A 14,112-nucleotide genomic window follows, 5' to 3' on the forward strand; every position below is an offset into this window, starting at 1 on the left:
TATCTACGTCCTTTGCCTTCGGATCTGCACTTCATATAAAATTAATAGGATCTACATTCCATTTATCTATAAAGATCTTGCGATTTCGTTCCACCAGTTCTTGCAGTCCGGTATTGTAAACTTGCTTGAAACTTGCACTTCCTTCATGGTGCACCAAGCAATCCCCGGCGATAAGCAGCCGATATCCCTTTATCCTGGCGCGATAACAATAATCATCATCTTCGTAATGTCCAGGTGAGAATCTCTCATCCAGTAGACCTACGGAAGTTAGCAGTTCTCTTTTGAATAAAAAACATAATCCTACCAGCCGTCTCGTCTCCAGCCATTTCTGGGGATTTGGAAGGTTCACCCTCTCAGCAGCCTGATGAAAACCTATCAGACCTTCATAATCGGTCTTCACCTGTTGACGTCCACTGGCATAGTTTGTGACTGGTCCAACAATACCTACATCAGGAGCACTATATAGAGCCCTCTTCAGATTAGTTAACCATCCTTGAGACACCACTACATCGTTATTCAGCAGCAGGACTTCATCACCTGACGCTAGCTGTAGCCCCAAATTGCATGCAGTTGGAAAGCCGCGATTGTCTGGCAATGAAATAAACGTTATATGATTCGCACGGCAATAGGTGTCTGTTCCGTCCGTTGAAGCATTGTCCACTACGATAATCTCATAAGGCGGCGGAGTGTAGGCACGAATAGATTCCACACAGGCCCGCAGCAAGGGCAGCGCATTGTAGGTTGGAATAATAATACTCGTCAGCGTCATATCCGATTCCTCCAAGCGGCTACCTGTCTGCGGTACTCACGCTGTGTTTCACTACTTAGCAGACCGCCAGCTTTTCGCCGGGAAAGAACCTCATGTAGAGCCTCAGCATGATCTCCTATGATCAGTTTTTCCACAGCATTTCCAACCCCTGTATTTGCCTTGCGCAGCCGATTATGTTTAATAACATTTACCGTTCCTACCTTCTCCACCCGTAACTTTTCTAATACAGAGCGAGCTTGGGCTTTAGGTGGAACCATTAATTCACGGTAGCCTATGGTCTCAAGCGCATGCCGCGAAAGCGCATGAGGAACAGCTGTCATAGAGCTAACCCCGAGATCGTACCTATCCAGAGCATAATTCAAAAACAGTTTGCTGCGGGTGACATCATCACATAATCCAAAGGAAGGCATCAGTGAGTCTAAATCATTAAGAGCTACATCAATTCCGCGATCTACAGCTGCCGTGAATGAAACGAGCTGAGAGGCCGGAATGACCATATCTCCATCCAGAAAAAGCAATATATCCCCGCGACTCAGCTTTGCACCGATAGCCCGGCCCACATCATGTCCGACAGACTCTGGGCAGTGTACTACAATGGCTTGACGATGTTGTCTAGAAATAGGAAAAGAGTTATCACTGCAGCCATTAAGTACGACGATAATTTCTGCAGGTTCAAGCCGTGCAACCTGATGCAGCAGACGGGACAAGGTCTGCTCCTCATTACGCGCGGAGATAATGACTGACAAAGTCCCGCGTAACTTCGGTAATTTCAGAGTCTCCTTGCCTGCCTTCGATTGCCGAGACAGAAGCGGGCGAGTAGCAGCGTTGGCTTTTACAGAGCGATTGGCTGACCTGTGACGGATTGGGCGTTTCTTTGCCGTTCGAGCTGCTGTGCCTCGTAAAGTTGCAACCATCATCTCACCATCTCTCTGCGCCGGGCTCCGTCGCCAAAGCCCGCTCTGTTCCCCCGATGTTCCAGCAAGAGGGATACAGCCTCCATATGATCCGCTGTAATCAACTGCTGCAATGGATCTATGCCGTCTTCCTTGCGCCTCACCGCATTTAACTTCCCTACAGGTACTTTGTGAGCGGCTACCACATGCAGTCCACTAAGAATTGCCTGGGCATGCGCCAGTGGAGGACGTGATAATGAATCGCTCCCTAGAATATCAAGTGCTCTGCGGCTGATTGCGTGCGGAACTGCCGTCATCGAACATCCCTTCAGATCTGGACGGCCAAGCAGAATATTCAGTGCATGTTTAGACAGCACCACCGGATGGGGGGACAGCTTCCGGACCGGACCGGAATAATCATTAAGCGCTATGTCCACTCCACCACTAACAGCAGTGACGTAAGGACGCAGCCCCGAAGCAGGTATCACCAAATCTCCATCTGTAAACAATAGGATTTCTCCCTTGGCTGCCTCAGCTCCCACACTACGGCCAGCGTCGTGTCCAAGCGGCAACTCATAGGAAATAACACGCGCACCTAGCGATTGTGCAATCCCTGCCGTTTGATCAGTGGATCCATTCACGACCACAATTACCTCGCAGCGCGGGTGGACCCCTCTGGCTCCAGATATCACTCCCGCAATGGTCTGAGCTTCATTCATGGCTGGAATAATAACCGAAACATAGGGATTAGGATGGTTAACTATAGGGACTACAGCGACTTGCCGCACTGGGCGTGAAGTCCGCCGCTTCATCCGAGAGACCCGCCGCCCTGTGCGGCGGGCAGAAGTTCGTTTGGGCTTCATGCTCATCCACCTTCCTTACAGAGCCAATTCTTCAGGCTGAGGGTTACATCACAGTTTATGTACTATAACGCACAGGGTAACGGCAATTGTCTCCTGTCGTTCTGAAAACAGGACAAATGTACTCCCCACCAAACTTCGGCTTAGATACATTGCGCATAGCCAGCTGCCGCGGACACAACCTGCGGCGGTAACGAACGCAGTAATGCAGCAGGGGGATTAGGTTACGACGCTATCGGACACAGCCGAATCCACATCAGGTAATTGTACTTTAGCGCTATCGGACACAACCGAATCCACAGCGGATGATTATACTTTGGCGCTGTCGGACACAGCCGAATCTGCAGCGGATGATTATACTTTGGCGCTATCGGACACAGCCGAATCTGCAGCGGATGATTATACTTTGGCGCTATCGGACACAGTTGCTCCTATTCGCCGCATTATCACACTTTTAGATTATTAACGGACTCCATAGCAGCTATTGGCATCAAAAGAACCCAATAAGGCTCTATTTCTATACAATAGCGTCACTAGAGTCCGAAACCAGCCTCAAAAGACAACAAACCTGCAAATAACGCCATTTGGGTCCGTAAGTAGTAGCAGATGTTTAGAGTACCAGGCTATCGGACAGAACCGCAGCCACAGCGATTGATTAAACCCGGCGATGCTGACAAGTACCGTTCCCCACCAAAAAAACAGAGCAGCGATCTCCAATAAGGAGATTCGCTGCTCTGCTGTTTTTAAGAGGAATTGCTTAAGGTTCAATCAAATACACGATCATCTGCTGCCGGTTTAGCTAAGGGAGCACCTATAGCAATCCAAGAGATAACCCCATAGAAATGCGGAGTTTCGCGCAACCGCACCACTTGAATCACTGCTTCTCCATTGGCTCTGCTCTTTAAGGAAGCATAGAAGTAAGGCTGATTGGTCATGGCAACAAGCACATAACCCGTATGCCCAAAGCTCTCATCAAACGATACGGTCACCTCTACACTCTCTGCATCCCCATTGAACATAAATGCTGTCATTCCAAACTGCTGTAGTGCTTCTCGCTTCCCAGCTGTCTGAATCGGACTGAAGGACAGATGATCTGTATTTACAGAGTTCGGTGCCAGATGAGTCCCGTTTACTGCACCTGGGGAAATATGATATTCCTGAACACTTTCTTCTTCCAGATGGCGGGCTTGAATCGCAAACGAAGAGATTTTGGATGCTACTACTGCTTCATCCTGAAGCTCTGTTGTCCCTACTGCACCTTCTGTCAGATGAGCGGACTCGATGCTGCCTTCCTTCAGCTTAGCTCCGTTGATACTGCCATCCGGGAGCAGGGCTGAGCTGCGTGTTTCATCCGCAAGATGCTCTAATTTGATGATGCCAGGCTGCAAATGCCGATCTGCCACGATCTTGTCAGCAAGATGCTCTCCGTAAACACTCCATGGTTGTAAATGTGAAGAACTCACGGAGCCTTCAGCGAGTTTTTCTTCCGTAATGCTGCCATCCGGCAACAAATCCGCACTGCGTACCTCTTCTGCCAAATGCTTCAGCGTGATGCTGTCCGATCGAATATGGCGGCCATCCACCGCATCCCCGGCCAAATGACCTCCAGAGACGCTGCCTTGGGCTAAATGGAAAGACTGAATCGTCGCAACTTCAATCTTCTCGCCTGTAATACTGCCTTCCGGCAATAAATCAGCGCTGCGCACTTCTTCTGCCAAATGATTCAGAGTAATGCTTCCAGCACGGATATGGCGGCTATCTACCGCATTCCCCCCTAAGTGTCCCCCATAGACACTGCCAGGAGCCAAGTGGTAGGCAGTAATAGATCCACCCTCCAACTTTTTACCGGTAATGCTGCCATCCGGCAGTAACTCGGAGCTGCGTACCTCATCCGCTAGATGTGCTAGCTTGATCTCACCTTTTCCAATATGGAGACCTTCTACTGCAGACGGACTCAGATGAGTTCTATCTACACTTCCAGGCACTAGATGAATTGCTTCTACGGAGGCTTCCGCCAGCTTCTCCCCAGTAATGCTTCCGTCTGGCAGCAGTTCGGAGCTGCGTACCTCATCCGCCAGATGCGCTAGCTTGATCTCACCTTTTCCAATATGGCGTCCTTCTATTGCAGACGGACTCAGATGAGTTCCCTCCACGCTTTCAGGTACAAGGTGATTTGAATTTATGGATGCTTCCGCCAGTTTCTCCCCAGTAATGCTACCGTCTGGCAGCAAATTGGAGCTGCGTGTTTCTTCGGCCAAATGAGCCAGCGTGATCTCACCATATCGGATATGACGTCCTTCTATTGTGTCCGGACTCAAATGACTGCCATCTACGCTTCCAGGCACCAGATGATTAGAATTTACGGATTCTTCCGCCAACTTCTCCCGAGTGATGCTACCGTCTGGCAGCAAGTCAGCGCTACGTGTTTCTTCGGCCAGATGAGCTAACGTAATCTCACCTTTTCCAATATGGCGCCCTTCGACAGAACCTGAGCTTAGATGAACGCCTTCCACACTGCCAGGTACTAGATGATTTGAATTTACGGAAGCATGTGCCAGCTTTACTCCAGAAATACTACCGTCTGGCAGCAATTTGGAGCTGCGTGTTTCTTTTGCCAAATGAGCCAGCGTGATCTCACCGTATCGGATATGACGTCCTTCAACTGTGTCTGGTCCTAAATGGCTGCCATCCACACTGCCAGGCACTAGATGTATAGAACTTACGGATTCTTCCGCCAGCTTCTCTCTAGTAATACTACCGTCTGGCAGCAGATCAGCGCTTCGGGTTTCATCGGCGAGATGAGCTAGGGTAATCTCACCTTTTCCAATATGACGTCCTTCGACGGAACCTGAACTCAGATGTCCGCCTTCCACACTTCCAAACACTAAATGAATAGAATCTACGGATGCTCCCGCCAGCTTCTTCCCGGTAATACTGCCTTCAGGCAGCAAGTCGGAGGTATATGCATCTGCAGCGAGATGAGCAAGCGTGACCTCACCCGGTAGGATATGTCGACCTTCTACAGAACCCGAGTTCAAATGGCTTCCGTTCACACTTCCAGGCAGGAGATGGTTGGAATCTACCGATCCTTCTGCCAGCTTCTCCCCAGTTATGCAGCCGTCTGGCAGCAATTCAGAGCTACGTACCTCTTCCGCCAGATGAGCCAGCGTGATCTCACCCGGTAGGATATGACGGCCTTCAATCGTATCGATACACAGATGGCTGCCGTCCACACTACCAGGTGAAAGATGCTGAGAATCCACGGCACCTTTTACCAGCTTAGAGCTATTAATACTGCCCTCTTGGATTTGAACTGCAGAAATAGAATTCGGAAGGATATGACCATTCCCGATAGACAACGGCCGGATATGCGCCCCACTGACACTGCCAGGATTCAAATGTCTACTTTGAACAGCACTTTCGCTTATGGTTTTCGAACTCACAGCATTTACCGACAAATGCTCCGCTTGAACTGCTGACGCCGCCAGTTTACTGGATTCTATGCTGCCGTCTGCCAGCTTAGCCGAAGTGACTGCTAAATCACTGATTTTATCCGTTGAGACACTTTCCGGTGAAAGCTTCAACGAGGTCACTGCATGATCGGCCAGATGATGAGGCTGCACGGCTCCTGCTGCCAGGTGAATTTCTCTCACCGCAGCGGAAGCCAGCTTATCTCCTGAAACTGAGCCCGACTGAATCGCAGCGGAAGTCACACTATTTTCACCAAGATGTCTTCGTTCCACGGCTCCCGTGGCCAAATGATCCTTATTTACCACAGCATCCTGCAATACACGGCCGCTCACACTGGCATCCGCCAGATGTTTTTCCTCCACTGTACAAAAAGCGATATGTTCACCACTGACTACTTCACGCGCAATCGTGCTGCCAATCACTGCACCCGCTGCCAGCTTAGCTGCATTTACACTTCCATCTGCCAACTTGGCTGAAGTAACGCTCTGTGCACGAAGATGCTCCCCACCCACAGATTCTGAAGCCAGCTGTTCTCCAGTCACAGCACCGGAAGATAAATGTTGAGTCTGAATAGCTTCTTCCTTGAGCTGCTCCGAGCCGACCGCTTCCGCAGCTATATGCGAATGATTCACTGCTTCGCGTTCCAGATGAATAGAAGTTATGGCTTGCATAGCAATTTGCGGTCCGCGAATGGCGGATTTAGCAATATGTCTTGTGGTCACTGCTTCGTCTGCCAGCTTATGTGGGAGAATGCTTTGGTCAGCAATTTTGGACGAGGTTACCGCTTGCTCCACTAACTGCGCAGTCCCTACTGCACCCTCAGCCAGCTTTAAAAAAGAGATGCTGCGGTCAGCCAAATGCCGACTTGATATTTCGCCATCACCGATATGATTACCATTCACACTTTCTGGGCTTAAATGTACGCTTCTTACGACATCTGCACCAAGTTGCTTAGAACCTATAGCTCCATCAGCTAAATGCCCGCCTTCGATAATACCCGACTGCAGCTGTTCCTTACCGATCAATTTGCTGGCAAGCTGATCAGAACCAATCGCTCCCGGGGCCAGATGTCTGGCGGTTATCAAAGCGTCGCTAAGATGGCGGCCTTCAATGACAGCATCCGCTAGCTTTGAGCTGCTGATTTCACCATCAGCTATTTTATCGCCAGATACCGCTGCATCGGCCAGCTTGGAACGGTCAACACTGCCGTTTGCTAGGTGGCGGCTTGTGATGCTGCTGCTTCCTATTTTGTCACTAGTAACGGCTCCATCTTCCAGTAAATCCGCAGTAATAATCAAATCGCTTAAATGGCGGCTCTCAATAGCTTTATCTGCAATTTGACCGCCGCCTATAATCCGATCAGCCAGCTTCTCTGGACTAATACTGCCATTTTTCAGCTTCTCTCCACTGATCGAATGATCCAGCAGCTTACCGCCACTAACGCTTCCTTCTGCTAAATGCTCGCCCACTATCGATTCTGGTGCGATTTTTGCAGAAGTGACTGCCTTGTCCGCGATATTGATACTCTGTACAGCGTAATCTTGCAGCCAAGGTGTACCAATAATGCCGAACTTTAGCTTAGAACCGTCAATGGTACGTGGAGCGATTTTGGCTCCGGTCACCGCTGCATCCGAAAGATCATCTGTATAAACGGGCTGAAAACGTTCTTTCTCTGGAGGAGCGAACCATACGGTTTCAGGAAGATTATCCGCCTGTTTCTGAAGCTGCGCTTCCTCTATAAGCTCCGGCTCCAATTGTAGAACTGGAGCAGAAGTTGGCTCCTCTAGAACGACTTCAGCTATTGCTCCCCCACTTACCTGAACTTCCGCGATCTCTGCTTCACTGACTCCGTCACTGTTATTCCCCGAGCTTCTAGAGCTGCTTTTGGTATCCAGCATACTCAGTTCCTCTTTATTGGGATTATCTACAAAATAGAGTCGTTTCTGTGGACTGCGCGGCTGCTTTTTTTTGGAACCCCTCACAAGCAGTCTCCTCCTTCCATCTAATGTTTCTCCTAGGCATCATATGCAGCGGTATGGGCTTATGACACCCTTTTGCGATGAGGCCTTCATAAGATTATGTATAAAAAAAGGCATCTGCCTTCGCGCATTCGTCCACCCTGACACGCGGGTACAAACATACTATGACAAGAGTAGAAAAAGCAGGGATCATGTAACCGATGAAACAGGAGGAACAAACATGGGGCATAAGCTCGTTGGAATATTACTAAATGCCGATATGCACCGGGGCGTTCCCCGGCTAAAAACAGGACAGGAGTCTCTATCCAACTATGAAGAGGCCGCGGCGGCATACGGTTTAGTCCCTTGCTTCCTGAAGCTCGCGGACATCGATACGGACACAGGCTTTAGTGCCGCCTATATAAAGGGAGTTAATGGATATAAAAGCGTAGTTGTTCCTACGCCTGCTGTTATCCATAACCGGGCAATATACAGCAAAAACAGCCCTGGAATGCAGCGTCTGCTGAAGCACTATCCCCTGATTTTCAATACATGTAATCGATACGGCAAAGATGAGATCCATCAGCTGCTTGAAAAAAATACGGAGCTTCGCGAATATTTACCCGTAACAACGAGAGTCTCAGGCATAAAAGAAATGATGAATCTTTATCCCGATCTCATTCTTAAACCTTGCCGGGGAAGTATAGGGAATGGGGTCATGCGGCTGGTCCGCAAGGGAGCTCAGCGTTGGACCTTGAGCTACCTCTCCCCTTCGATGCAGCGCTGGAGAAGTATTCCCGTCAATCAGGCGGCGTTGCCACAAGCGCTCCGCGCACGCCTAACCTCCGTGCCTTATCTTGTACAAGAACGTATTCCCCTTGCTGAGATTGGAGGACGTCCCTTTGATCTACGCGTCACCGTTCAGCGCGGCTGGGGAGGAGATTGGCAGGTCACTGGGCTCTTCGCCAAACTGGCTGCCCCAGGAGGCTTTGTCTCCAATATAGCCCGCGGAGGAGAAGCGTTAAGCTCCTCCCTCGCGCTCGAAAAGGCCTTTTCAAGATCCACAGCGGCCCACATCCGTATGTCTGTCGAAATACTTAGCCTTGCAATCGCACGGTGTCTGGAGCAAGACCTTCCCGGACTGGCCGATATCGGACTGGATATAGGCATTACTAAGGACGGACGACTCTTCTTCATAGAGTGTAACGGTCGTGACCAACGCTACGGATTTCATAAAGCCGGCCTTACGGAAATTTGGAAAGACAGCTATCGCAGACCTATGGGATACGCGCGTTTTTTAATAGAAACGAACAGTACGGTATATAACAGTTATTGATTTGTCTCCTATTCTATGTCAATATAATGCAGAGCAGAGACGACCCGTATACAACCGTACTGCTGCATTATGGAAGGGAGATGGGCATGGTAAAACAATTGCTACGGCTGATGACCGAGCTATCCTCACACCGGTGGATTTCACGGTTAATGGGATCTTTTTCTCATAGTAGAATCAGCCGTTTTCTTATCCCGGCATTTATTAAGACTTATCAAATCCCCTCCGCTCAAGCGGAGAAAAATCCTGGAGAATATCTCACTCTTAATGAGTTTTTCAGCCGCCGGCTGAAGCCGGGCATGCGGCCTATTGCAACCGACGCTGACGCTTTGGTTAGTCCCGTAGACGCAACGATTACTGCTATGGGTGACATTAACGCCGGTACGATTATGAATGTAAAAGGGCAGGATTATAAGATCGAGGATCTCCTTAATCACTCCCCGCATCTGGAGCTGTACAAGAAGGGTTTTTTCTTCGTTCTTTATTTGAGTCCTACCGATTATCACCGGATTCACTCTCCCCTTACCGGACAAAAGGTGGAGAGCGATTATATTCGCGGACGGGCCTATCCTGTCAACGATTTCGGAATGCGACATATGAAGGGTGTCCTGAACCGCAACGAACGTCTCATTACGTATATTGCCGGGAGTCACGGAGAAACCGCGGTAGTAAAGGTAGGCGCAATGAACGTCAGCAGTATTCGTTATACGGATGATACCGCTGCCGAGTGGCAAATAGGCGATGATCTGGCTTATTTTGAGTTTGGCTCCACCGTAGTGCTGCTCACGGAAAGCGGTACCTTTACCCCGAGACCCAAGCTTGAGGTCAACTCAAAGGTAAAAATGGGCGAACTACTGGGAACGTTGCATCGACCTTTGTAGGGAGATTAAGGCGAATTCCCAGAAAAATTAGAGGGTGCCTCAAAAGCCATGAAATGGCTGCTGAGGTGCCCTCTAATTTTGGGGACTTCGTGTGGAGCACAGTTGCGGAGGCGAACGCTCTAGCTATCGTCCAGCTATCATCTACCTATCGCTAGCCAACGTATACATATCGTCTAGCCATCGTACACCTATCGCTAGCTATCGGACCCAGCTGACCTTATACGCGGCTTTTTCGCACATTTGCAAATCTATCGGACTCCACCGCAGCTATTGGCATGAAAAACACCCTATTTGTGCGAGATCTTAGGCAATAGCGGCGCTGGAGTCCGAAACTCCGCCCAAATGGCGATAAATGGGCAGATAGCGGCGGCTGAGTCCGTAAGCATTTGCAGAGCTTTGGGGGAGGTTGCTCGAGCGTTAGTTGAGGGCTAGTCGAGTGTTGGTTGAGGGCTGGTTGAGAGCTGGTGGAAGGTGTGCGCTCGCCGCTATCGGACCCAGCTGACCTTATACGCGGCTTTTTCACACATTTGCAATTCTATCGGACTCCACCGCAGCTATTGGCATGAAAAACGCCATATTAGAGTCGATTCTCGGGCAATAGCGACGCTGGAGTCCGAAACTCCGCCCAAATGGCGATAAATGGGCAGATAGCGGCGGCTGAGTCCGTAAGCATTTGCAGAGCGTTGGTGGAGGTTGGTCGAAAGTTAGTTAAGGGCTGGTCGAGCGTTAGTGGAGGGCTGGTCGAGCGTTAGTGGAGGGCTGGTCGAGCGTTAGTGGAGGGCTGGTCGAGCGTTGGTCGAGAATTAACGGAAAGTTGGTGAAAGGTTAGCCTCAGCGCTATCGGACCCAGCTGACCTTATACGCGGATTTTTGACACATTTGCGATTCTATCGGACTCCACCGCAGCTATTGGTATGAAAAACACCCTATTTGCGCTAGATCTTAGGCAATAGCGGCGCTGGAGTCCGAAACTCCGCTCAAATGGCAATAAATGAGCAAATAGCGGCGGCTGAGTCCGTAAGCATTTGCAGAGCGTTGGTGGAGGTTGGTCGAAAGTTAGTTAAGGGCTGGTCGAGCGTTAGTTAAGGACTAGTCGAGCGTTAGTGGAGGGCTGGTGGAGCATTGGTCAAGATCTACGGAGAGTTGGTGGAACGTTAGCATTCAACGCTATCGGACCCAGCTGACCTTAAACGCGCCATTTTCGCACATTTAATTGGTCACAAACACACTAATAACAAAAAGGACAGCCCCAAGGCTGTCCTTTTATCTTTTCATGTAACCCACCTATTACACCTGATGCGCTTATTTAACCTTTACGCCCCGTTTTGCTTATTACTTTACACCCGTCATACTCAATACACCTGCTACGCCTATACGCTTATTACACGCCAATTACACATGTCCCTGCTTAGCAACATCAAGCGCCTTGGCCGCTACCTGTTCCGGATCGCCTAGATAAAAGCGACTGATAGGATTCATGTCCTCATCCAGTTTGTACACGAGCGGTACTCCGGTAGGGATATTGAGCTCCAGTAATGCCGCTTCATCAATATCCTCCATAAATTTAATCAATGCACGCAGCGTATTGCCGTGGGCTGAGATAAGCACCCGTTCTTTTTTACGCAAAAGAGGTACGATCCGGTTTCCCCAGAAATCGCCTACACGATGTACAGTGTCCTCCAGGCTCTCTCCACGCGGGATATCTCCCGGACGAACACTGCTGTAGCGAATATCGTTTCTGGCATACCTAGGATCATCAAGCTCCAGCAACGGGGGTCTCACCGATAAACTCCGCCGCCAGATATGCAGCTGCTCATCTCCATATTTTAGCGCTGTCTCGCTTTTACTTAATCCCTGCAATGCCCCGTAATGGCGTTCATTCAATTTCCAAGACTTTTGCACGGGAATCCACAGCAAATCCATCTCATCCAGTACATAGTTAAGAGTTTTAATCGAGCGTCTGAGTACCGAAGCAAAAGCCAGATCAAATGTATACCCAGCGTCCTTCAACAGCTTGCCAGCAGTCTTTGCCTCTTGGATACCCTTCTCAGTTAAATCCGGGTCACTCCAGCCTGTGAACAAATTCTGTACATTGTACTGGCTCTCACCATGACGTATAAGTACGATTTCGTACATTTTCTCTCTCTCCTTCCAACTATGGACCTTATATATTCTACCGACGAACAACATTATGCGAAACGTATCGCAGAAAGCTCTCACCTTAGTAATAACCCAATCGTAGAAATAAATATCTACCGCTACCTCATAGTTAGGCCAATTAAACATCCTCAAAGGTACGTGAATGAGGCGTGCATGGAGCGTGAACGGTGTGTGGATATTGCGGTAAATGAGCGTACGCTTCATTGCAGAATGTGCAACAGAAAATCTTAACTTTCACTTGAAGATACATTACATTGTACTTCGTGCAATAGATTATCGTGATAATCTCTAGAAAGGCTGTTTCTGCTGAATTTGAATGTAAGATGTGTCACAGAATTCAAATTCGACTGCTATTAGAGTCAATCTATTGTACAAAATACAACGTGAGGCACGATGAAATGCCCATCAGTTACTCTAATCTTCGACTTAAGTTCATTATATATATCATTTTCTAACAACACAAAAAAACCGGATGCCTCACGGCCCCGGCTATTTATATTTTTAGTCATATCAGGCGATTCTATGCTTGCTTGTTCAGTTTAGAACCAGCTATCCACGACAAAAGTATTCGCCTGCTTTAACCGTTTTAAGCGGTTTCTAAAAATACCTCCGCCTCCACTCTTACAATCCGTGTTGCAAATTCTGCGTCTGATGATCATGCCAAGAGTCTCCTTCCAAGAAGTTATGTAAATTCTCTGTAAACTAAACTGCAAAGTATTTACCCTTGGTTGATCAAACTGAAACAAAAAAAGTGAATCAGCGGATCTCAGATGGACTTTTTCCGGTATATTGCTTGAACTGGCGGCTGAAAAAGAAAATGTCACGATATCCAAGCGCATCTGCTACCTCAGTAACATTCATTCCCGCGTACAGCAGTAAATGCTGAGCACGCTCAATCCGGGCTCGGATGACATAAGACTGCACAGAAGAACCCGTAAGCTCCTTGAACTTAATTGAAAAATACCGCGGTGAAAGCCCCGCACGAGCAGCAAGATCCTCTACTCGATGTGCAATCCCCGGATGCTGGCTCACATAGTTCGCTATTTCGTGAATGATTTCTGTCAAATGGTTGCTAACATAACGTTCTACTGGCTTCACACGGTCCTCCCTCAGCAGATGAATCATCAGCTGCTTCAGTACAAGCTGCCCTTCTTCTTCAGCGGCGTAAGTATCCACCAGAAATAGTCGAACGTACCTAGCAAGCAGATGTTCAAATTCAACGGTTTCTGTAAGCTCACGATAGGGCAGCGGAATATCCGTCACCTCTTCGGAGACATCAAAATGAATATATGTAAGTACAAGTGGCTTTTGCGGATTATGTGTAGCACTTGTATGGTCACCCGGACGAAAAAGGAAGCAGCTTCCCTTACCTACTTGAAAGGGTTCATCGTTACGCACAACCGTCCCTTCCCCGCTCCATACATAAAATAAATCATAATTTTGCAGCGACTTCTCTCTTTTTTGCCATTTCCAGCCCGGCTCGCATACAATCTTAGCCAGAGCCGGCAAAATAACAAAAGAGGACGGCGATGCATGCAGCATAACGTTCCCTCCTAAAAGTTTTGTTAGCATAACCTACTTTGAACTACTTCGCAAAACTTGCCTCGTAAGCATCCGCTTTGTTTTGTTAGCAAAACTTGCCTCGTAAGCATCCGCTTTGTTTTGTTAGCAAATCTGCTCTTTCTGACTTCGCAGTGTTTATATAGTTTTGTTTAGCTTAATCTACTCCGAGTTTCTTCGTCAAAATTCTTAAGCATTCGGTTAGTTTTGCATTTCATCTTCTTTAT

At 48.6% G+C, this 14,112-nt stretch carries 10 protein-coding genes; 3 read left to right on the plus strand and 7 right to left on the minus strand.

The genetic code is table 11. The features are described 5' to 3' along the window. Positions 1-31: 31 nt before the first annotated feature. Genes MHI15_RS08835 through MHI15_RS08845 form a run of 3 tightly spaced genes read right to left on the minus strand, consistent with a single transcriptional unit; the run spans position 32 to position 2,525 of the window. On the minus strand, positions 32-769 hold the full coding sequence (locus MHI15_RS08835; protein ID WP_076280559.1) for a glycosyltransferase family 2 protein: 738 nt from the start codon (positions 767-769) through the stop codon (positions 32-34). Continuing rightward, positions 766-1,686 carry a glycosyltransferase family 2 protein gene (locus MHI15_RS08840; RefSeq protein WP_143763963.1) on the minus strand — a complete coding sequence of 307 codons (921 nt, stop codon included), beginning with the start codon at positions 1,684-1,686 and terminating at the stop codon, positions 766-768. The genes MHI15_RS08835 and MHI15_RS08840 overlap by 4 nt, the downstream gene beginning before the upstream one ends. Then, positions 1,683-2,525, minus strand: a complete 843-nt coding sequence (locus MHI15_RS08845) for a glycosyltransferase family 2 protein (protein ID WP_249267796.1) — start codon at positions 2,523-2,525, stop codon at positions 1,683-1,685. Before MHI15_RS08845 ends, MHI15_RS08840 begins: the two co-directional genes overlap by 4 nt. A 313-nt stretch (positions 2,526-2,838) precedes the next feature. On the opposite strand from MHI15_RS08845, the gene MHI15_RS08850 reads away from it, so the two are divergent. Beyond that, positions 2,839-2,988, plus strand: a complete 150-nt coding sequence (locus MHI15_RS08850; protein ID WP_179088811.1) for a hypothetical protein — start codon at positions 2,839-2,841, stop codon at positions 2,986-2,988. Between the two features lie 86 nt (positions 2,989-3,074). Here the strand turns inward: MHI15_RS08850 and MHI15_RS08855 are convergent, their stop codons facing one another. Together MHI15_RS08855 and MHI15_RS08860 are read right to left on the minus strand one after the other, a co-directional pair. Continuing rightward, positions 3,075-3,290: a hypothetical protein gene (locus MHI15_RS08855; protein WP_139330224.1), complete on the minus strand. Its 216-nt coding sequence runs from the start codon at positions 3,288-3,290 to the stop codon at positions 3,075-3,077. Then, positions 3,287-7,975: a WIAG-tail domain gene (locus MHI15_RS08860; protein ID WP_076219590.1), complete on the minus strand. Its 4,689-nt coding sequence runs from the start codon at positions 7,973-7,975 to the stop codon at positions 3,287-3,289. The genes MHI15_RS08855 and MHI15_RS08860 overlap by 4 nt, the downstream gene beginning before the upstream one ends. Positions 7,976-8,192: 217 nt before the next feature. Here MHI15_RS08860 and MHI15_RS08865 point away from each other — a divergent pair, with 217 nt between their 5' ends. Continuing rightward, positions 8,193-9,287 (plus strand): YheC/YheD family endospore coat-associated protein, encoded by a 1,095-nt coding sequence (locus MHI15_RS08865; RefSeq protein ID WP_341164344.1) that lies wholly within the window; start codon positions 8,193-8,195, stop codon positions 9,285-9,287. Between the two features lie 86 nt (positions 9,288-9,373). Further along, positions 9,374-10,165 carry an archaetidylserine decarboxylase gene (gene asd, locus MHI15_RS08870; RefSeq protein ID WP_341164518.1) on the plus strand — a complete coding sequence of 264 codons (792 nt, stop codon included), beginning with the start codon at positions 9,374-9,376 and terminating at the stop codon, positions 10,163-10,165. Positions 10,166-11,557: 1,392 nt separating this feature from the next. Here asd and gpmA read toward each other — a convergent pair. Next, positions 11,558-12,301, minus strand: coding sequence for a 2,3-diphosphoglycerate-dependent phosphoglycerate mutase (gene gpmA / locus MHI15_RS08875; protein ID WP_076141983.1), 744 nt, complete (start codon positions 12,299-12,301; stop codon positions 11,558-11,560). 780 nt (positions 12,302-13,081) lie between these two features. Beyond that, positions 13,082-13,867, minus strand: a complete 786-nt coding sequence (locus tag MHI15_RS08880) for a helix-turn-helix domain-containing protein (protein ID WP_036679782.1) — start codon at positions 13,865-13,867, stop codon at positions 13,082-13,084. Positions 13,868-14,112: the final 245 nt, after the last annotated feature.

Source organism: Paenibacillus sp. FSL H7-0918 (assembly GCF_038007025.1).
GTDB lineage: Bacteria > Bacillota > Bacilli > Paenibacillales > Paenibacillaceae > Paenibacillus_AQ > Paenibacillus_AQ odorifer.

Bases quoted from the DNA above. Each gene is read 5' to 3' on its own strand.
- MHI15_RS08835 (WP_076280559.1), bottom strand. From the start codon at position 769: ATGACGCTGACGAGTATTATTATTCCAACCTACAATGCGCTGCCCTTG.
- MHI15_RS08840 (WP_143763963.1), bottom strand. From the start codon at position 1,686: ATGATGGTTGCAACTTTACGAGGCACAGCAGCTCGAACGGCAAAGAAA.
- MHI15_RS08845 (WP_249267796.1), bottom strand. From the start codon at position 2,525: ATGAAGCCCAAACGAACTTCTGCCCGCCGCACAGGGCGGCGGGTCTCT.
- MHI15_RS08865 (WP_341164344.1), top strand. From the start codon at position 8,193: ATGGGGCATAAGCTCGTTGGAATATTACTAAATGCCGATATGCACCGG.
- asd (WP_341164518.1), top strand. From the start codon at position 9,374: ATGGTAAAACAATTGCTACGGCTGATGACCGAGCTATCCTCACACCGG.
- gpmA (WP_076141983.1), bottom strand. From the start codon at position 12,301: ATGTACGAAATCGTACTTATACGTCATGGTGAGAGCCAGTACAATGTA.
- MHI15_RS08880 (WP_036679782.1), bottom strand. From the start codon at position 13,867: ATGCTGCATGCATCGCCGTCCTCTTTTGTTATTTTGCCGGCTCTGGCT.